Raw genomic sequence first — 17505 nt, 5'->3', positions numbered from 1 at the left:
CCCATGGCCAGCCTCGAGCAGTATCACGCCAAGCGCAATTTCAAGAAGACGGCCGAACCAGCCGGCAAGGTTTCGCGCGGCAAGAAAGCCGTGGCGGGCGGCATCTTCGTCATCCACAAGCATGCCGCCACCAGGCTCCACTACGACCTTCGTCTCGAGCATGGTGGCGTGCTGTGGAGCTGGGCCGTGACGCGAGGCCCGAGCCTCGACCCGCACGAAAAGCGGCTCGCCGTGCACGTCGAGGACCACCCGATCGACTATGCGCCGTTTGAAGGCACTATCCCGAAGGACCAATATGGCGGCGGCTCGGTCATTGTCTGGGACGAGGGAACTTGGGTCCCCGATGGCGACCCGGCAAGGGCGATGAAGAAAGGCCATATCAGTTTCGAACTGTATGGCCACAAATTGCATGGCGCCTGGCATCTGGTGCGGCTGAAGCCGCGTCCGGGCGAAAAGCGTGACAACTGGTTGCTGATCAAATCCGACGATGCCGCCGCGCGTCCGGGCGAGGACATTTTGCAGGAGGCGCCGCAATCGGTGAAATCCGGCCTGACCATCGAAGAGGTCGGCGAAGGCAAGACCGCCGACGGCAAGAAGCCAAGCGTCTGGCAGTCCGACAGGCCGGCCGCCAGCAAAGCGAAGGCCGTCGCGGCAAGGCGGCTGGAATTCATCGAACCGGCGCTCGCAACGCTGGAGCGGGACGCCCCGCCCGGCAAGGACTGGCTACATGAGGTGAAGTTCGACGGCTATCGCATGCAGGCGCAGCTTGCCGGCACCGAGGTGCGGCTTTTGACACGCGCCGGCCTCGACTGGACCGACAAATTCGGTGGCGCAATTGTCGCGGCACTTGGCGGCCTGAAATGCACCGATGCTATCATCGACGGCGAAATCGTCGTGCTGGCGGATAATGGCGTGTCGTCATTCTCGCTGCTGCAGCAAGATCTGTCGGCGGGCCGTACGGATCGTTTCATCTACTACGTTTTCGACCTGTTGCGTCTCAACGGTGAGGATATCCGTTCCGAGCCGCTGGTCGAGCGCAAGGAAAGGCTGCGCACTTTGCTCGCCGGACAGGCCGAGGATCAGGCCGTGCGCTTCAGCGACCACTTTGCCGAGCCCGGCAAGATCATGCTGGAGCATGCTTGCCGGCTGGGGCTCGAAGGCGTCGTCTCCAAGCGCGCCGATGCGCCCTACCGCAGCGGCCGTGTCCCGTCCTGGGTGAAGTCGAAATGTACGGCGCGCCAGGAATTCGTCATCGGCGGCTACATGCCGTCGGACAAGACCGGGCGGGGCCTGCGCTCGCTGCTGGTCGGCTATCACGAGGGCGGCAAGCTGCGCTATGCCGGCCGCGTCGGCACCGGCTTCACGGCCAAAAGCACCAACGAGCTGAAGAGGAGGCTTGATGCGCTGAAGACGACAACCTCGCCCTTCGACAGGGCGGTGCCAAGGGGCAAGGGGCTGGTCTGGGTCAAGCCCGAACTTGTTGGCGAAGTGGAGTTTCGCAGTTGGACGTCGGACCGTATAATACGCCACGCGTCGTTCCAGGGATTGCGCGAGGACAAGCCGGCGGAGGAAGTCGTGCAGGAGAAACCGAAAGCACGCTCAGCTCCGGCAGAGTCGAAGCCAAAGCCCGCCAAACCCGCGGCCACGGCGAAAACCTCGGTTACGCTGTCCCGCCCCGACAAGCTTCTGTGGCCGCGGGAGAACGTATCGAAGCAGGATCTGGTCGATCACTACGCGCTGGTCTGGCCGCGCATGAAGCAATTCGTCATCAACCGGCCGCTCAGCCTCGTGCGGGCGCCGGACGGTGTTGGCGGCCAACGGTTCTTCCAGAAGCATGCCTCGGCCGGCATGCACGACAAGATCGCCGTGATGAAGGACCCCACTGACGGCGAGGAGATATTGTTCATCCGCGATTTCGACGGTGTCGTGGCCCTCGTTCAACTCGGCGTCGTCGAGATCCACATCTGGGGCTCGACCACGGACGAGCTGGAAAAACCAGACCAGATCATCTTCGATCTCGATCCCGACGAGGGTGTCGACGTGAAGGCGGTGCGTGCCGCGGCGCTCGATATCCGCAGCCGGCTCGACGAACTGTCCCTGCCTAATTTCGTCAAGACCTCGGGCGGCAAGGGCTATCATGTCCTCGTCCCGCTGAAGCCGTCGGCGGACTGGGACGAGGTCAAAGGCTTCGCCCATGAGTTCGCCCGAGCGCTCGAGCAAGCCGCACCCGACCGCTACACGGCGACGCTGTCTAAGAAGGCGCGCACCGGCAGGATATTCGTCGATTATCTGCGCAATGGCCGTGGCGCGACCACGGTCGCGCCCTATTCGTCGCGCGCCAAAAAAGGCGCCACGGTATCAATGCCGGTGACCTGGGCGGAAATCGAGGCCGGATTGCCGCCGAACGCCTTTCCGATCGGCGACAAGACGACGCTGAAGCGGCTTGGGCAAGCCGATCCCTGGGAGGATTTTTTCAAGCAGGCCAAGCCGCTCAAGCGCGGCTAGAGCAATTCCAGGAAAAGTGTGGAACGGTTTTCCGTCTGGGATTGCGTCAAAACAAAAAAGATGGAGCGGTTCGGTGTTTCCGTGAAACGACGAGCCGTTCTAGTGCGTCGAAGCGAGCCGTCAGGCGAGAAACGTCTTCTCGAACGCCTGCTTGCCTGTCGGCGAGAAAATCACCGCACGGCTGTCCTTCTCGCGCCGCGCCCATTTCTCGGCGAGGATCTTGTCGAGAATGGCGGCGCCCAGCGTGCCGGCGAGGTGCGAACGCCGCACGCTCCAGTCGAGGCAGGCCCGGCACACCGGTCGCCGCGCCTTGCCCTCGACATCGATGCCGATCGCGGCGAAATGCGAGGCGGCCGACGGCCCAAGCTGAATCTCCTCATCATCTCGCAGGAGCACTTGTCGAGCGACGAGACGGTCCAGCATCGCCACCGCCTGCTCGCCGGCGAGGTGGTCGTAGCAGACCCGCGCCACGCGCATGGCCGCGTCGCGTGGGCCAGGCCGCACTCGTTGCGGCCCGGCCGCAGCGGCAACACCTGTGATCGCCTCGATCATGCCTGCTACCTGCGGGCCGGCGAGGCCGTAGTAGCGATGCCGTCCCTGGCTTGCCAGCGTCAGCAGCCCGCCTTCCATCAGCTTCGACAGATGGGAGCTCGCTGTCGGAAGCGACACCCCGGCCTCGAGTGCCAGTTCACTCGCCGTCAGTGCCGTGCCGCCCATCAGTGCGGACAGCATGTTTGCCCGCGCTGGATCGCCCACCAGGCTGGCAATGCGGGCTATGTCAGGTCCTTCGCGCATGGTTCGTTCCTCATCGAAGCATCCTCGTCAGAAAAGCATTAGTCTCGATGCAAATCAAGGAGACAACGATGCCTGCAAGGACCATTCTCGGCGCCGCGCCTGCTCGCCGGCCGTTCCCGTTCATTGTCTTGCGGCGCTTGCGGCTGCGGCCCCTGAAGCGGTGGTACGACCGTCATCTGCAGCGTCTCGACCTCGCCGAGATCGACGATCATCTGCTGCGGGACCTTGGCCTGACACCTGAAGACGTCCGCCGCGAATGCGCGAAATCGTTCTGGCAGGCATGATCAGCGAAGGATTTGCCTAGCATATCGATCTTCGGAACGTTTCGATCCGGCTCGAACTGTGACCGCAAGAAAACATCCACCGCCAAGGAGGCGAAAATGACCATCACCTGCTTCATCCGCTACGAGATCGATCCGTTCGGCAAGGCGGCGTTCGAGGAATATGCACGCAATTGGGGGCAGGCGATCCCGCGCTGCGGCGCCGATCTGATCGGCTATTTCGCGCCGCACGAAGGCTCGGCCACCACGGCTTATGCCGCCTACAACATCGACAGTCTTGCGGCCTACGAAGCCTACCGCGCCCGGCTCGCCGCCGATCCCGCCGGTAAGGCGAATTACGAGTTCGCCCGGCGGGAAAAATTCATCCTGAAGGAGGACCGCACCTTCCTCAAGCTCGCCTCCGGGCCACATGCTCCTTTGGTAAAACCATGATCACCGTCATCTTCGAGGTCGAGCCGGCGGCGGGCATGCGCGATGCCTATCTCGGCATCGCCGCCGATCTGCGCCCACTGCTCGACGGCATCGACGGTTTCCTGTCGATCGAGCGCTTCCAGAGCCTTGCCGATCCGAACCGCATCCTGTCGCTGTCCTTCTGGCGCGACGAGGATGCGGTGAAGGCCTGGCGCAACACGCAGGAACATCGGCAGGCGCAGAAGGCCGGGCGCGGCGGTATCTTTGCGGACTATCGTTTGCGCATCGCTCATGTCGTGCGCGATTACGGCCTGACCGAACGCGCCGAGGCGCCTCAGGACAGCCAGGCGATGAATGGTTAAGGACTGTTAAGCATTCCCGATCAGCACCCCTGCCGCAAACACCAGCGCGCCACCTAGCACCACCTGGAAGGCGGCGCGCCAGAATGGGGTCTGCATGTAGCGGTTCTGCACGAAGGCGATCGCCCACAGCTCGAAGAAAACCACCACGGCGGCGACAATGGTAGCCGTCCAAAAAAGCGGGATGAGATAGGGCAGCGCATGGCCGAGCCCGCCCAGCGTCGTCATGACGCCGACGGTCAGCCCGCGTTTTGCCGGCGAGCCGCGGCCAGATAATTTGCCGTCGTCGGAAGCCACCTCGGTGAAACCCATCGAGATGCCAGCGCCGATCGAGGCAGCAAGCCCGACCAGAAAGGTCTGGAACGTATCATGCGTGGCAAAGGCGGCGGCAAAGATCGGCGCCAGCGTCGACACCGAGCCATCCATCAGCCCGGCCAGCCCCGGTTGGACATAGGTCAGGATGAACTGGCGCTGCTCGGCCGCCGCCTCTTCGTCCTTGACCGCGCCCGGCACATGCTTTTGCTCCAGCCGCTGCGCCAGTGTCTCGTGGCCCTGTTCTGCGATCGCCAGGTCGTCGAGCAGCTTTCGCGTCGACGCATCGCCTGTGCGTTTGGCCGCCTCAATATAGAACAGATAGGCCTGGCGCTCCATGGCCTCGGCCTGGCTGCGCACATGGTCGATGCCGAGCGGCCTCACCAGCCAGTCCGGCTTGCGCTCGTAATAGCCCTTCACATGTTCGCGCCGGATCAGCGGTATGCGCTCGCCGAAGCGCTTGCGGTAAAGCTCGATCAGCGAATCGCGATGGCCGTCCTCCTCCTCCGCCATCTCCTCGAACACCTTGGCCGATTGCGGAAAGCTCTCCGCCAGCCCGTCGGCATAGGCGCGATAGATGCGCCCGTCATCCTCCTCGGAGGAGATGGCGAGCGCTAGGATCTCCTGTTCCGAGAGCGATTCGAAGGGACGGCGGCCGAAGCCGAAAACGCGGGAAAGCATGAGAAATTCACCCCAGTTTAGAACGGTTCTAAACTAGAGCTTCGCACATCCCCGGTCAATCGTGCCCGCTCCACTCATGCTCAAAGGTACAGGCTTCAAAATCCCGAACACATTGCCGTTGCTATCGGCAAACGTTCACCTATATAACCGGATCTCAACCAAGAGAAAGGAACCCGCAGATGCTGGAAAAACAGCAGCCGTTTGACCCCAAGCCGGTTCTCGACCTGATCGCTAACATCGAGGCGGACTTGCAGCGCCTGAAAGGGCTGGTCGAGCAGCAGGTCGAAAAATTTGATCCCGCCAATCCGCATAACAAGGCTCGCGACGGCAAGTTGACCGAGGAGGGCGTCGAGTGCTGCTATCGGCTGTTCGACGAGGGCAAGTCGCGCTATTCGGTCGCCCAACAGATGAAGATCTCCTTCGCCGCTGCCACCCATCGCTTCAACACCTGGCGCAAGATCGGCGGCCCCAAACGGCAAAAGACGCTGTTGGGGTAGGGGCGGCCGGCAATGCCGGTAAATCGGCAGCGATTTGTCGAAATGACGAATGCATGGCGGAGGGCGGAGGAGAGGTGGGTGACAGTCACGCCCCACTCCTGCCTCCAAGTCGAATTGTAACGGTCACATTTTTCATTGGTGCGCGGCCTCCCTTTCCGTGCACCATAGGCCGTCTCATCTCTTGCAGGACCCAGCCATGATCACCCCTCCCGGCATCGCCGATATTCACAGTGCAGCAGCGCGATTGTCCGGACTGATCGTCGAAACGCCGCTGATCGAATCGCCGGAGTTGAACAATCGCTTCGGCGCCAGGATCCTGTTCAAGCCGGAGACGTTGCAGCGCACCGGCTCGTTCAAGTTCCGCGGTGCATACAACAAGCTCTCCTCGCTCTCGGCGGAAGAACGCGCCCGCGGCGTCGTCGCCTTCTCGTCGGGTAATCACGCGCAAGGCGTTGCCGCCGCAGCGGCGATGTTCGGCGTCAAGGCCGTCATCGCCATGCCCGCCGATGCGCCGGCGATGAAAGTCAGCAATGTCAGGAAGATGGGCGCGGAAGTGATCACCTTCGACCGGGTCCGCGACGATCGCACTGCCGTCGTCCGTTCTTACGTGGAAAAGGGCATGGTCCTGGTGCCGCCCTACGACGATCCGGCCATCATCGCCGGCCAGGGCACGATCGGCCTCGAATTGATGCGCCAAGCAAGAGCGCTTGGCGTCAGCCTCGATGCGGTTGTGGTTCCCTGCGGCGGCGGCGGGTTGAGCAGCGGCATTTCGATCGCGGTCAAGGATGCCCCGCCGGGCACCGCCGTCTGGGCCGTGGAACCCGAGCATTTCGACGACACACGCCGCTCGCTGATCAAAGGCGCCAGGGTGTCGAACGCGCCCGGCCACACCTCGATCTGCGATGCCCTTCTCGTCGCCGAGCCGGGCGCCATCACTTTCGAGATTAACCGCAAGAATCTCGCCGGCGCCATCGCCGTTTCCGACAAGGCGGTGGCACAGGCGATGCGCGATGCGATGGCTTGTCTGAAGCTGGTGGTCGAACCCGGCGGTTGCGTCGGCTTGGCCGCGCTGTCGTCAGGCGAGATCGACCTTGCCGGGAAATGCATTGCCGTGGTGCTCTCCGGCGGCAATGTCGATCTCAGCACCTATGCCGAGATCATTGCTGCCAGCTAATATAGCAACCAATTCCAGGTCATGTGCCGGTTCGAGGCGCTCGAGCCTCCGTTGCGCCCAGCCGAACCGGTACCCTTCAAAGACTGAGATCAATGAAACTGTTCTTCAGCCGCAATCCCAATCCTCGCCTCGCGGTCGCGGTGGCACGGTATCTCAACGCCAAGGTCGAGTTTGAATTCGCCTCTCCCTTCGCTCCGGGCCAGGCCGAGCGATTTCGGCCGCTCAATCCAAATCTTTCATTGCCTATCCTTATAGGTTCGGGAAAAAGCCTGTGGGAGGCCGACGCCATAGCCTGTCGGCTTTCGCGCGATATGCATTCGGATTTCTGGCGCGCTGGCGACGACGAGCCCGAGATGATCCGATGGCTGAGTTGGGGGAAAGAGAACTTCGCAAGAGCCTGCGATGTCGTGCATTTCGAACGCGGGACCAAACAGCGCTATGGGCTCGGCCCGATCGATCAGGCGCGGGTTGAGGAGGGCCTGAGCGACTTCCGCACGGCCGCTGCCATACTTGATGCCGAGCTTTCTGAGCGAGAATGGCTGGTCGGCGCTTCGGTTTCCTATGCCGACTTTCGAATGGCGACGTTTCTGCCCTTCAACGATGTCGCCCGATTGCCGCTCGATGACTATCCCTCTGTCAGTCGCTGGTATCTTGAACTCGAAGAAATCGACGCCTGGCGCGATCCCTTCGAAGGGCTCAATGCGCCTGAATTGACACCGGTCCCGGGCCAGGCCAAGTCCGTGTAAATCTCGATCATTTGCACAAGCGGATCGAGTTCGACCCTAATCCAGCGTCCGGCGGAACCGCACCAGCGCAATACCGGCGAACAGCGCCACGAACACCACCAGCCAGCCGATTTCCGTTGCCACCGCCGGTAGCTCGGCGCCCTTCAGCATCACCGCGCGGATGATGCGCAGGAAATGCGTCAGCGGCAGCACCTCGCCGAAAATCTGCGCCCAGTCCGGCATGCCGCGATAGGGAAACATGAAGCCGGACAGCATGATCGACGGCAAGAAGAAGAAGAAAGTGAGCTGCAGGGCCTGCATTTGCGTGCGGGCGATCGTCGAGATCGTGTAGCCGAGCAGCACCAGCGCCAAGACGAAGATAAGGACCGCCGTCAACAGCAGCGACATCGACCCGGTGAAGGGGATGGCAAACAGAAGCTTCGAGGCTGCCAGCACCACCAGCACCTGCACGGCGCCGACCGCCAGATAGGGCAGCACCTTGCCCAGCATTATCTCGAGCGGGCTGGACGGCATCGCCAGAAGGTTCTCCATCGTGCCGCGCTCGGTCTCGCGCGTCAGCGCGATCGAGGTCATCATCACCATCGTCATCTGCAGGATGACGCCGAGCAGGCCGGGCACGATGTTGTATTGTGAGACGGCTTCCGGATTGTAGCGCCGGTGCACCACCACCTGGAGCTGGCCCCGGGCAGCTTCGGCCGCTGTCTCCTGCATACCGCGTGCCCTGAGCAGCGCCTGATTGGCGACGGTGCCGAGCGTCGAGATGGCGCCGCTGGCGACGGCCGGGTCGGTCGCATCCGCCTCGATCAGAATCTGCGGGCTGTCGCCGCGCTCGACCCGTCGGGCAAAATCGGCGGGAATGGTGACGACGAAGGCGACGTCGCCGCGCGCCATCAGGAATTCGGCTTCGGCGGCACTTTGCGCAACATGGTCGAAGCGGTAATAGCCGGTGGTCTGCAGCGCCGAAACCATGGCCCGCGTGTAAGGATCGCTGCTCATCGTCACCAGCGCTGCCGGCAGGCTCTTCGGATCGTTGTTGATGGCATAGCCGAACAGCACCAGCTGCATCAGCGGTACGCCGAGCATCATGGCGAAGGTGATGCGGTCGCGCCGCATCTGGATGAACTCCTTGATCAGCAGCGCGCCTAGCCTGGCGAACGAAAAGATGCTGTCTATCCCATTTTTCATCCCATGTTGTCCTTCGAACCGGACATGAACTGGATGAACACATCTTCCAGGCTGGTCTCGCCGGGCGTCACCGTAACGCCCTCGTGCTCTTTCTCGACATCGGCGAGCGCTGCCTGAAGTGCCGTCCTGTCGGAGCCGACGACATGCAGCGTCGCGCCGAACGGCGCCACCTGGTCGACGCCGGGGCGGCCATGAAGTGCGGCAGCGACCTGATCGAGCCGCGGCCCTTGCAGGACGAAGGTGGTCAGCCCGGCATTCCTCACCACGTCCTCGACCGTGCCGGTGGCCAGCATCTTGCCGTAGGAGATGTAGCTGATGCGGTGGCAGCGCTCGGCTTCGTCCATGTAGTGGGTGGAGACCAGCACGGTCAGGCCGCCGCTCGCCAGCCGGTGGATCTCGTCCCAGAATTCGCGTCGCGCTTTCGGGTCGACGCCCGCCGTCGGTTCATCGAGCAGCAGCAGTTTCGGCTTGTGCATGATGCAGGCGGCCAGCGCCAGCCGCTGCTTCCAGCCGCCGGACAGGGTGCCGGCCAACTGGTTCCTGCGCGATGTCAGGCCGAGCTCCTCAAGCGTCTTAGCAACGTGCTCGTCGAGCGGCTTCAGCCGGTAGAGCCGTGCCACGAATTCGAGATTCTCGCCGATCGTGAGATCTTCGTAGAACGAGAATCTCTGCGTCATGTAGCCGACTTCGCGTTTGATCCGCAGGCTGTCGGTGCGGATGTCGAAGCCCAGAACGGTGCCTTCGCCCTCATCCGGCGTCAGCAAGCCGCACATGATGCGGATGGTCGTCGTCTTGCCCGAGCCGTTCGGCCCGAGGAAGCCGACGATCTCGCCCTCGGCCACAGCCATAGTCACATGATCGACGACGGTCTTGTCGCCGAAGCGTTTGACCAGGCCGTGCACGTCGATGACGTTCATTTTCCGATGTCCGCCAGATCGACGTCGACGATCTGCCCGGGCTGCAATGCGCTGGCGTCGCCCTCCGGCCGCGCTTCGACCAGATAGACCAGCTTTTGCCGGGTCTCGAGCGAGTAGATCACCGGCGGCGTGAATTCCGGATCCGGCGACACGTAGCTGACGCGAGCCTTCACGCCCGATCCGCAGCCGTCGCAACGGACGTTGAGCAGCGTGCCGACGTCGACCGAGGAGAACGCGCTTTCCGGCACATAGACGCTGAGCTTCACCGCGCCATCCGGCAGCATGGAGATGACCGGCGCGGTCGGCCCGGCCGTGTCGCCAGGATAGCGGATGACATCGTTGACGCGGCCGGGCGAGGGCGCCGTCAGCACGCGCTTCGACAGCCGCCATTGCGCTTGCTCCAGCGCCGACTGCGCCTGCCTGACCTGATTGTCGGCGGCCTTGATCGTCTCCGGCCGTGCCGGCAGGCCGCCGACGGCGAGATTGGCCTCCGCCTGGCCGACCTGCGCGTTGGCCGTCTCCAGCGTCGCGGAAGCCGTGTCGTAGTCGGCCTGTGTGCCGGTGCCGCGTTTGAACAGATCGCTGGCGCGGATGTAACGGCGTTTGGCGTCGGCGGCTTGCGCCTTGGCCATGTCGAGCTGCGCCTTGAGCACCGCAATCTCTTCCGGCCGCTTGCCGACCTGCAGGTCGGCAAGTTGCGCCTGGGCCTGCGCAAGGGCCGCCTCGGCTTGTGCGATGGCGATCTTGGCGTCGGCGTTTTCCAGCGTCACCACCGGCGTGCCGGGCGCGACGCGGTCGCCGCGCTTGACCGCAATCGTCTCGACCTGCGCCACCTCGATCGGCGCCAGCAGGACATAATCGCCCTCGACGTAGCCGACGGCGAGCGGTGCTGCCGGCGCGCAGGCGCTGAAAAGCTGGGCGGCAAGCGGCAAAGAACAGAGCAGGCTCATGATCCACGATCCTTTCGGGCAGCCAAATCGCGCCGAGCCAAAATCGCGCTGAGATTATCCGTCACCACCGCCGCGATCTTTCCGGCCTCGTCATTGCCGATCTCGCGCCAGCCCATGCGGCGCATAACCGCCTCGCGGCCGATGCGGAAATAGACGACCTGGCCAATCAGCGTGAACACAGTGAGTTTTGTGCGCTCGCTCTCGGCCGGCTCGCCCGTCGCCTGTTCCCAGATCAGGCAGAGCCGGTGATGCGCCGGTTCGAACACGCCATCATAGATACGGTCGAGCGCGGCGGTTGGATGCGACAGCTCACGCAGGACGAACTGTACAATCTCGCCGGCTTCCGGCCTTGCCGCGATGAAGGCGACCATCCGCTCCAGTGCGACGGCCAAATGCGCCCGCGCGGCCTCGGTGTCCGCCAATGCCGCGGCCGGCGCCTGCAGATTGCCGATCGCCTGGCCGGCAACGATCTGGATGGTGTCGACGATGTAGTCGGCCGCCGCGTTGCGGAGCCCTTCCTTGCCGCCGAAATGATAGGCGATCGAGCCGATATTGGCCTTGGCCTCGGCCGCGATCTGGCGCGTTGACGTGCCGTCGAAACCCTGGCGTCCGAACAGCTTCAGCGCCGCGCGCACGAGTGCCGTCCGCGTCACATCCGCGGCGGTCTTGGGCGCCTCATGAGGAAGGCCGCTGGCGCTGGGCGATTTGATCATGGTCAACAATTTAATCAATCGAATGATTAAAGTCAAGTGCGGTCAAGCGGCTTGCCAACTCTGGCCGTGCGCGCTTTAGTGCCTGGCCATGGGCAAGGAAATCGAGCGTAAGTTCCTGGTCTCAGGTGAGGAATGGCGGGCAATGGTCGAGGCGGACATTCATATCCGTCAATTCTATCTAGTCGCCGAACCCAGCCGCACGGTGCGTGTGCGCATCAGCAACGATGCGGCCGCCAAGCTGACGCTCAAGTTCGGCAGCCAGGCACGCGAGCGCGATGAATTCGAATATCCGGTACCTTTGGCGGAGGCGCAGGAGATGCAGGCCTTTGCCATCGGACATGTCATCGAGAAGACACGCCACCATGTTAGACACCGCGGCTATCGCTACGAAGTCGATGTCTTCGGCGGGACGCTTGCGGGGTTGGTGATCGCCGAGCTCGAGACGCCGGATGATGTACAGGACGAAATGCTGCCACATTGGCTCGGCCGTGAAGTCACCGGCGAGCCAAGATTTTACAACGCGTCGCTCGCCCTTGGGGGGATTCCGGAGATCGTCGCATGAGCTTTCGTATCGATCCGCGCATGTCGCTGACCGGAGAGGTCAGGCGCATCCTCGCCGAGGAGATCGGCAAGGCGCTTGTCCATCTGGACGCCGCGCGTGACAGGCCCGAACAGGGGCTGCACAAATGCCGCAAACGGCTGAAGAACGTCCGCGCCTTGCTGCGCCTTGTCCGTTCCGGAGACGAAACATTCTGCGTGACGGAGAATCGGTGCTACCGCCAGGTGGCGGCCCTGCTTGCCGGCCCGCGCGACGCGACCGCGCTGGTCGAAACAATCGACCGGCTGGCGGCAAGCTTTCCCGAGCAAAGTGCCGCCGATGGCCTCGGTGCCGTGCGTGACAGGCTCGTCGCGCGCCAGCATGAACTGCATGGCGGAGCAGGCCTCGATGCTGCGATAGGCGCGGCGATTTCCGCTTGCGAGGAAGGTGTCGCCCGGATCGACAAGCTCGCTCTGCCCGACCAGCCGGAGCAGGCTGCCGACGTGCTCGCCGAAGGCGCGCGCACCACTTTGCGCCGCGCCAGGAAAGCGCTGGACAGGGCGGCTTCGCGCGGCGAAGCCGATGACTTTCACGACCTGCGCAAGGCGGCCAAGACGCATGGCATGCACCTGTCGCTGCTCGGCCGGCTGTGGCCGACGCCGATCAAGGCCCGGCGCAAGGCCGTCGACGAATTGGGCGAGCGGCTCGGCGAGCTGCACGATGTGCTCGTCATGCGCGCGCTTCTCGATGCCGACGACCAGCCGCTCGGTCCTGCTGAAGAGACGCGGTTGCTTGCCAAGCTGCTGAAGCGTTCGGAAAAGAGCCTGAAAAAGACCTGCCTCGCCGAGGCGGCCGAGCTTTTCGGCGACAGCCCGAAGCGCTCGACGAGGAAGCTCGCCCGTAAGGCGCGCGAAGATCTCACAGTTGCGCACGAAGACGCCGGCACGCCTGGCGTGGGCTGATCATGGTCTAACTTGCCGCCCTGTGGTAATCGCCGTCTGGCATGACCGAGCCCGGCGACACGCTTCTGGACCGACTTGGCCGCTGGCTTGCCGGCCGGCTGCAGGAGGAATCGTCCGGCTACGAGCCTTACACGCCGTCGGACGCCGAAACGTTGCGCCGCACGCTCGAGCCCGGCGACATCCTGCTCATCGAAGGCAACCAGAAGATCTCGGCGGCGATCAAATACCTCACCCAGTCGACCTGGTCGCATGCCGCCTTCTATATCGGCGATGCATTGCCGGAGCCGGAGGACGGATCGGAGCGGCGGCGCCTGATCGAGGTCACGCTCGGCGATGGCTGCATCGCCGTGCCGCTGTCGCGCTATCGCAGCTACAACACCCGCATCTGCCGGGCGAGTGGCCTGGCTCCGGACGATCGCGAAGCGGTCGTCGCGTTCATGATCGGCAGGCTCGGTCTCAGATACGATCTCAAGAACATATTCGACATGCTGCGCTACTTCTTGCCGACGCCGCCGGTGCCGGTGCGCTGGCGCCGCCGCATGCTGGCTTTCGGTTCCGGCGACCCGACGCGCGCCATCTGCTCGTCGCTGATCGCCGAGGCGTATGGCCTGATCCGCTACCCGATCCTGCCGGAGATTACCCGGGCGCCTGGCCGTGCCTCGGCCCAGTCGAGCTTTTCGCGCAGGGAAATCCTGCACATCCGCCATCACTCGCTCTACACGCCGCGCGATTTCGACCTGTCGCCCTATTTCCGTATTGTCAAGCCGACGCTGGAATACGGCTTCGACTACCGGCAGATGGTCTGGGATGACAAGGTGGCGAACAAGACCGCCGAATAGCCGCTCGATCTTGTGTTTGAGCAGGGGACCTTCTGAGAACCGGTTTGCGGCCGATACTCAGGGGTAAGAAGCTCAGTCAGACTGGCTGCCGCCAACAGCCCGGACTCGGTCGTTCTGCATTTTGACCTAGGCCGGCAGACGTCGTCCGTTTGCGGCAGCCGCAACTCGATCGTCGGTCCGTGCGCCTGCGTCGCGCGGATGCGGCCCGATCGGCATGATCACCGGGAACGGCGTTGCGCCGAACGCAAACGTCCATTTGTAGCCGACCAGTCGGTCTTCAGGCGTCGTGTGCTGGTCGTGATGAGCAAGCAATTTGGCGCGCTCCGCCAATTCCTCCGCCTCGCGCCTGACCATTTCCGCCGTTTCCGGCCGCATCCGCCTGGAGAAGCTGACGAACGTCGACTCGCGCTCAAGATGGGTGATGGCCCAGCCGATGAAATTCTTGTTGGTCGTCTCGAACAGCGGCCGCAATGGCCCCTCGAAATTCCACTGGATCGGCGCCTCGATCAGCAGCCTTGCCGACAGGCCGCGACCGAGCGCGACCAGGCCGAGTTCCTCGAGCTCGCGCAGATAGAGGAACATCGAAGCCTCGCTCAGCCCTTGTGAGCGCATGATGCCTTCGGGCGTGAATTTCTCGGAAAGCATGACAAAGACGAACAGCAGTGCCGGCCGCCCGGCGAGCTTGCGCTCGATCTCCGGCGCGATCTGGTTGGCGGGTCCTGGTCCTCTGTTCATAGAGCCGAGCACGTTCTCCAACTCTACGCCGGCGGCAGTGCAGATCTCCATCAGCCGGTCGAGCTTGCAGTTGCGCTCGTGGAAGATGCGCTTCACCGTCGGCTCGGAAACACCCATCCGCTCAGCAAGGACGCGATAGGTGATGCCCTTTGCCTTAAGCGTCCGCTTCAGCGCTTCGAAGATCAGGCCGTTCATGGGATGCACCTCTTTTGCACGATTTGGTATCAGCCTTCGGTACTAGTCCTGATAGCTCTTCCCGAAAAGTATCGAAAGGCCTAGCTCTCCGCCAGTCCATTACAGGAGACTAGCCATGAAGAGCCTCTTCACCTCGATGCTTCTCGCCCTGGTCGGCATCGCAGCCGCGCCGGCAGTTCAGGCCGCTGAACTCTGGCGCACCGGCGGCCTCGAGCAGCCTGAATCGGCGCTGTTCGACGCCGCCGGCCAGCGCGTTGTCGTCTCGAACATCGTCGGCAATCCCGGCGAAGCCGACGGCAACGGCTATCTGTCGATCCTGTCGATGGACGGCAAGCTAGTCACGCAACACTGGACCGACGGCATGGACGCGCCCAAGGGCATGGCGATTGTCGGCGGCAAACTCTACGTCGCCGACCTCACCCATGTGCGCGTCGTCGACCTCGCAAGCGGCAAGCTAACATCGACGATCGACGTGCCGAACGCGGTCTTTCTCAACGACGTGACCGCCGACGCGTCCGGCAAGATCTACGTCACGGATATGCTTGCCGATACGATCTATCGCATAGACGGCGACCGGCCCGAACTGTTCGTCAGGGATGCGGCGCTTGCTTCGCCGAATGGCATCTTCGCCGATGGCGGCCGGCTGATCGTCGCTTCCTGGGGCAAGGGCATCAAGCCCGACTTCAGCACCGCGGAGCCGGGCGGCCTGCTCTCGGTCGATCTTGCTACCAAGGCCGTTTCGCCACTGACTGGCGCGGAAAAGTTTGCCAACCTCGATGGCGTCGTTGCCATCGGCGGCAGCATCTACGCCACTGCCTATATGACCGGCACGCTCTACCGCTACAAAGCCGGCGGCACGCCGCAAGCGGTTGCGACGTTCAAGCCGGGCAGCGCCGACATCGGCACCGACGGCAGGTCGACAATCTTCGTGCCGCTGATGAACGAGGGCGAGGTCTCAGCGTTGGGCCTCGACTGAGCCGGCGTTGCCAGTTCAGGCGACGGGCGCGGCTCTCCTCAGCTGCGCCCGCGCATCCGTGATCGAGGCGCATAAGTCACCAGCGGCCGCTTGACGCCGTGGTTGATCAGCATGCGGCGTATCCTGCGCTGAAGCGCCTGATATAATGAAGCGAACGCCGGCGCGGCTCGCCTTGTGGGCCCGCGCCCTCGATGACATTGGCTGCCGTCGAATCGAAGAACGGCACCGCCGAACAATCGAGGATGAAGTTCCTGCGCTGGCGTGGTCGGCGACGTCTTTCTGCACCAAGGATTGATGATCTGCCTCCAAACATGCAGCACTCTTTGCCAGCCGATGCGCTGTCATGCTACAAACCTCGGCATCGTTTGGCGGGACATCCGCTGCGATCCCGATTTCACAGGAACGACCTCAAAAGGATGAGCGGGTGAAGATATTCAAAGCGTTGGCAACCTCGACAGCCTTGCTGTCGATGGTTTTCCTGCTGGCAGGCTGCGGTCATGGCCTGATCAACAGGCTGATTTGAGTCAGGTGCCGTCGGCCCGCCCAAGCCATCGCTGCAGGAACCGTGCCGCAAGCCAGCACAGCATCGCCCAGGCAAAGCCGGCGCACCAGCCGGCCAATACGTCGGACGGCCAGTGGACGCCGAGATAGATGCGGCTGATGCCGACCACCACTGTCGTCAGCACCGCCAGCCCGAGTACATAGATCTTCGTTGTGCGCCCGGGCAAAACCCGCGCCGCCATGCTGCCCAGCGTCAAATACGTCACCGCCGACAGCATGGCGTGGCCGCTCGGAAACGAAAGCGATGCCACATCGGCGAGATGCGAGACCAGATCGGGGCGCGGCCGGTCGATGTCGAATTTCAGCACGCTTGACAGGAGCTGGCCGCCCGCTACCGCGACGAACATGAGAAGCGCCGCGCCTGGCCTGCGGATAAGGAGCAGATAGACGATCATTGCTGCCGTGATCAGCAGCAGTACGCTGGCGCTGCCGAGGCTGGTGATGTCGCGCATCGCCCCTTCCAGCCACGCCGGTCCGATCGGATTGTCGGGCTGGCCGGCTTTGCGGAAGGCAAGCAGGATTTCGGTGTCGAAGGCATGCGGCGTGGTCGCCCGCGCCAGCTCCATCAGCTCCTCGAACCCCCACAGCCCGCCGGCAATGACCAGCCCGGCCAGCAGAACCGGGAACTCCAGCCAGTTGGGCAGTCTGCTTGCAATCTTCTTCATCGGCCCGATCGCAGTTACAGCCTTTGCAGATAGGGCCCGAGCGTGATCAGCGCCACAGCTGCGATGGCAAGCACGATGCCGGTTGCCTGCAAGGCATTGACGCGTTCGCCGAAGAAGACCAGCGCCACCACATTCACCGACACCAGCTGGATCACCGCCGACAGGCTGAACGACACCGACATGCCGAATTCACGGATCAGCCTCAGCATGATCAGATTGCCCAGCGAGTAGAGCGCCAACGTCAGCACGATCTTGCCGAGGCTCGGCGCCAGCCCCCACTGTTTTGCGGCCATCGCCGCCAGCAGGAAGATCACCGTCGAGACGCAGAGCTGCCCAAGTCCCCAGAAACTCACTTTTGTTCCTCCCGATGCGGTCCCTACCGCCTGCCGCAGCTCTTGTTTCCGAAGCGCCGGTCGCGGTCAAGCGGGGCCGATGTTGGATACGAAATCGCAGGTGGCAATTTAGCCGGCATGTCATCAAACTGTGACCTGCCGGTAATACCGGATTG

The 17505-nt window shown here is 63.3% G+C and carries 21 protein-coding genes and 1 pseudogene; 12 read left to right on the top strand and 10 right to left on the bottom strand.

Going from position 1 to position 17505, the window contains the following annotated elements; genetic code table 11:
- Positions 1-3: 3 nt before the first annotated feature.
- Positions 4-2505 (top strand): DNA ligase D, encoded by a 2502-nt coding sequence (ligD, locus tag NKH99_RS08665; protein ID WP_353013630.1) that lies wholly within the window; start codon positions 4-6, stop codon positions 2503-2505.
- A gap of 120 nt (positions 2506-2625) precedes the next feature.
- On the opposite strand, the gene NKH99_RS08660 is transcribed toward ligD, so the two are convergent.
- Positions 2626-3300, bottom strand: coding sequence for an ArsR/SmtB family transcription factor (locus NKH99_RS08660; protein ID WP_352539797.1), 675 nt, complete (start codon positions 3298-3300; stop codon positions 2626-2628).
- Positions 3301-3368: 68 nt separating this feature from the next.
- Here NKH99_RS08660 and NKH99_RS08655 point away from each other — a divergent pair, with 68 nt between their 5' ends.
- From NKH99_RS08655 to NKH99_RS08645, 3 genes are all read left to right on the top strand, one after another.
- Positions 3369-3584: a DUF1127 domain-containing protein gene (locus NKH99_RS08655; RefSeq protein ID WP_353013628.1), complete on the top strand. Its 216-nt coding sequence runs from the start codon at positions 3369-3371 to the stop codon at positions 3582-3584.
- Positions 3585-3680: 96 nt separating this feature from the next.
- Positions 3681-4013: an NIPSNAP family protein gene (locus NKH99_RS08650; RefSeq protein WP_352684016.1), complete on the top strand. Its 333-nt coding sequence runs from the start codon at positions 3681-3683 to the stop codon at positions 4011-4013.
- Positions 4010-4354, top strand: coding sequence for an antibiotic biosynthesis monooxygenase family protein (locus NKH99_RS08645; RefSeq protein WP_352770213.1), 345 nt, complete (start codon positions 4010-4012; stop codon positions 4352-4354). The genes NKH99_RS08650 and NKH99_RS08645 overlap by 4 nt, the downstream gene beginning before the upstream one ends.
- Positions 4355-4360: 6 nt before the next feature.
- Here NKH99_RS08645 and mbfA read toward each other — a convergent pair whose 3' ends face one another.
- Positions 4361-5344, bottom strand: a complete 984-nt coding sequence (gene mbfA / locus NKH99_RS08640) for an iron exporter MbfA (RefSeq protein WP_352473594.1) — start codon at positions 5342-5344, stop codon at positions 4361-4363.
- Positions 5345-5523: 179 nt separating this feature from the next.
- Between mbfA and NKH99_RS08635 the strand changes: the two genes are divergently transcribed.
- From NKH99_RS08635 to NKH99_RS08625, 3 genes are all read left to right on the top strand, one after another.
- Positions 5524-5841, top strand: coding sequence for a hypothetical protein (locus tag NKH99_RS08635; protein ID WP_353013626.1), 318 nt, complete (start codon positions 5524-5526; stop codon positions 5839-5841).
- 196 nt (positions 5842-6037) lie between these two features.
- Positions 6038-7015, top strand: a complete 978-nt coding sequence (locus NKH99_RS08630) for a threonine/serine dehydratase family protein (RefSeq protein WP_353013624.1) — start codon at positions 6038-6040, stop codon at positions 7013-7015.
- A 92-nt stretch (positions 7016-7107) separates the two neighbouring features.
- The gene (locus tag NKH99_RS08625; protein WP_352473598.1) at positions 7108-7761 is read left to right on the top strand and encodes a glutathione S-transferase family protein; all 654 of its coding nucleotides are present in this window, start codon (positions 7108-7110) and stop codon (positions 7759-7761) included.
- Positions 7762-7797: 36 nt separating this feature from the next.
- On the opposite strand, the gene NKH99_RS08620 is transcribed toward NKH99_RS08625, so the two are convergent.
- From NKH99_RS08620 to NKH99_RS08605, 4 genes are read right to left on the bottom strand one after another with little or no spacing between them, the layout of a single operon-like run.
- Complete coding sequence (locus tag NKH99_RS08620) at positions 7798-8934, bottom strand: ABC transporter permease (RefSeq protein WP_352473617.1); 1137 nt, start codon at positions 8932-8934, stop codon at positions 7798-7800.
- Positions 8935-8942: 8 nt separating this feature from the next.
- Positions 8943-9863, bottom strand: coding sequence for an ABC transporter ATP-binding protein (locus NKH99_RS08615; protein ID WP_023679007.1), 921 nt, complete (start codon positions 9861-9863; stop codon positions 8943-8945).
- Positions 9860-10813, bottom strand: coding sequence for an HlyD family secretion protein (locus NKH99_RS08610; RefSeq protein ID WP_352473602.1), 954 nt, complete (start codon positions 10811-10813; stop codon positions 9860-9862). Before NKH99_RS08610 ends, NKH99_RS08615 begins: the two co-directional genes overlap by 4 nt.
- Positions 10810-11526: a CerR family C-terminal domain-containing protein gene (locus NKH99_RS08605; RefSeq protein WP_352451915.1), complete on the bottom strand. Its 717-nt coding sequence runs from the start codon at positions 11524-11526 to the stop codon at positions 10810-10812. The genes NKH99_RS08610 and NKH99_RS08605 overlap by 4 nt, the downstream gene beginning before the upstream one ends.
- Before the next feature lie 88 nt (positions 11527-11614).
- Here NKH99_RS08605 and NKH99_RS08600 point away from each other — a divergent pair, with 88 nt between their 5' ends.
- From NKH99_RS08600 to NKH99_RS08590, 3 genes are read left to right on the top strand one after another with little or no spacing between them, the layout of a single operon-like run.
- The gene (locus tag NKH99_RS08600; protein ID WP_023679010.1) at positions 11615-12088 is read left to right on the top strand and encodes a CYTH domain-containing protein; all 474 of its coding nucleotides are present in this window, start codon (positions 11615-11617) and stop codon (positions 12086-12088) included.
- Entirely contained in the window at positions 12085-13026 is a 942-nt protein-coding gene (locus tag NKH99_RS08595) for a CHAD domain-containing protein (protein WP_353013622.1), read from the top strand. Before NKH99_RS08600 ends, NKH99_RS08595 begins: the two co-directional genes overlap by 4 nt.
- Positions 13027-13067: 41 nt before the next feature.
- Positions 13068-13865: a C40 family peptidase gene (locus NKH99_RS08590; protein WP_353013620.1), complete on the top strand. Its 798-nt coding sequence runs from the start codon at positions 13068-13070 to the stop codon at positions 13863-13865.
- Between the two features lie 126 nt (positions 13866-13991).
- Here the strand turns inward: NKH99_RS08590 and NKH99_RS08585 are convergent, their stop codons facing one another.
- The gene (locus NKH99_RS08585) at positions 13992-14795 is read right to left on the bottom strand and encodes a helix-turn-helix domain-containing protein (RefSeq protein WP_352451850.1); all 804 of its coding nucleotides are present in this window, start codon (positions 14793-14795) and stop codon (positions 13992-13994) included.
- Positions 14796-14910: 115 nt separating this feature from the next.
- Between NKH99_RS08585 and NKH99_RS08580 the strand changes: the two genes are divergently transcribed.
- The gene (locus NKH99_RS08580; RefSeq protein ID WP_352770224.1) at positions 14911-15771 is read left to right on the top strand and encodes an SMP-30/gluconolactonase/LRE family protein; all 861 of its coding nucleotides are present in this window, start codon (positions 14911-14913) and stop codon (positions 15769-15771) included.
- Between the two features lie 15 nt (positions 15772-15786).
- Here NKH99_RS08580 and NKH99_RS08575 read toward each other — a convergent pair.
- Positions 15787-16036: pseudogene (locus tag NKH99_RS08575) on the bottom strand (sodium-independent anion transporter); the annotation flags it as partial.
- A 78-nt stretch (positions 16037-16114) separates the two neighbouring features.
- Between NKH99_RS08575 and NKH99_RS08570 the strand changes: the two are divergent.
- Positions 16115-16294, top strand: coding sequence for a hypothetical protein (locus tag NKH99_RS08570; protein WP_353013618.1), 180 nt, complete (start codon positions 16115-16117; stop codon positions 16292-16294).
- A gap of 1 nt (position 16295) precedes the next feature.
- Here NKH99_RS08570 and NKH99_RS08565 read toward each other — a convergent pair whose 3' ends face one another.
- Positions 16296-16997, bottom strand: a complete 702-nt coding sequence (locus tag NKH99_RS08565; RefSeq protein ID WP_352451848.1) for a phosphatase PAP2 family protein — start codon at positions 16995-16997, stop codon at positions 16296-16298.
- 14 nt (positions 16998-17011) lie between these two features.
- The gene (locus NKH99_RS08560; protein ID WP_023679017.1) at positions 17012-17350 is read right to left on the bottom strand and encodes a hypothetical protein; all 339 of its coding nucleotides are present in this window, start codon (positions 17348-17350) and stop codon (positions 17012-17014) included.
- Between the last annotated feature and the right edge of the window lie 155 nt (positions 17351-17505).

Origin of the sequence: Mesorhizobium sp. M0854 (genome assembly GCF_040319815.1) — a bacterium.
GTDB lineage: Bacteria > Pseudomonadota > Alphaproteobacteria > Rhizobiales > Rhizobiaceae > Mesorhizobium.
This window is presented reverse-complemented; position numbering and strand designations above follow the sequence as displayed.

Excerpts from the sequence above, each read along its gene's own strand:
- ligD (WP_353013630.1), top strand. The coding sequence starts at position 4 with ATGGCCAGCCTCGAGCAGTATCACGCCAAGCGCAATTTCAAGAAGACG.
- NKH99_RS08660 (WP_352539797.1), bottom strand. The coding sequence starts at position 3,300 with ATGCGCGAAGGACCTGACATAGCCCGCATTGCCAGCCTGGTGGGCGAT.
- NKH99_RS08655 (WP_353013628.1), top strand. The coding sequence starts at position 3,369 with ATGCCTGCAAGGACCATTCTCGGCGCCGCGCCTGCTCGCCGGCCGTTC.
- NKH99_RS08650 (WP_352684016.1), top strand. The coding sequence starts at position 3,681 with ATGACCATCACCTGCTTCATCCGCTACGAGATCGATCCGTTCGGCAAG.
- NKH99_RS08645 (WP_352770213.1), top strand. The coding sequence starts at position 4,010 with ATGATCACCGTCATCTTCGAGGTCGAGCCGGCGGCGGGCATGCGCGAT.
- mbfA (WP_352473594.1), bottom strand. The coding sequence starts at position 5,344 with ATGCTTTCCCGCGTTTTCGGCTTCGGCCGCCGTCCCTTCGAATCGCTC.
- NKH99_RS08635 (WP_353013626.1), top strand. The coding sequence starts at position 5,524 with ATGCTGGAAAAACAGCAGCCGTTTGACCCCAAGCCGGTTCTCGACCTG.
- NKH99_RS08630 (WP_353013624.1), top strand. The coding sequence starts at position 6,038 with ATGATCACCCCTCCCGGCATCGCCGATATTCACAGTGCAGCAGCGCGA.
- NKH99_RS08625 (WP_352473598.1), top strand. The coding sequence starts at position 7,108 with ATGAAACTGTTCTTCAGCCGCAATCCCAATCCTCGCCTCGCGGTCGCG.
- NKH99_RS08615 (WP_023679007.1), bottom strand. The coding sequence starts at position 9,863 with ATGAACGTCATCGACGTGCACGGCCTGGTCAAACGCTTCGGCGACAAG.
- NKH99_RS08610 (WP_352473602.1), bottom strand. The coding sequence starts at position 10,813 with ATGAGCCTGCTCTGTTCTTTGCCGCTTGCCGCCCAGCTTTTCAGCGCC.
- NKH99_RS08605 (WP_352451915.1), bottom strand. The coding sequence starts at position 11,526 with ATGATCAAATCGCCCAGCGCCAGCGGCCTTCCTCATGAGGCGCCCAAG.
- NKH99_RS08600 (WP_023679010.1), top strand. The coding sequence starts at position 11,615 with ATGGGCAAGGAAATCGAGCGTAAGTTCCTGGTCTCAGGTGAGGAATGG.
- NKH99_RS08595 (WP_353013622.1), top strand. The coding sequence starts at position 12,085 with ATGAGCTTTCGTATCGATCCGCGCATGTCGCTGACCGGAGAGGTCAGG.
- NKH99_RS08590 (WP_353013620.1), top strand. The coding sequence starts at position 13,068 with ATGACCGAGCCCGGCGACACGCTTCTGGACCGACTTGGCCGCTGGCTT.
- NKH99_RS08585 (WP_352451850.1), bottom strand. The coding sequence starts at position 14,795 with ATGAACGGCCTGATCTTCGAAGCGCTGAAGCGGACGCTTAAGGCAAAG.
- NKH99_RS08580 (WP_352770224.1), top strand. The coding sequence starts at position 14,911 with ATGAAGAGCCTCTTCACCTCGATGCTTCTCGCCCTGGTCGGCATCGCA.
- NKH99_RS08570 (WP_353013618.1), top strand. The coding sequence starts at position 16,115 with ATGCTACAAACCTCGGCATCGTTTGGCGGGACATCCGCTGCGATCCCG.
- NKH99_RS08565 (WP_352451848.1), bottom strand. The coding sequence starts at position 16,997 with ATGAAGAAGATTGCAAGCAGACTGCCCAACTGGCTGGAGTTCCCGGTT.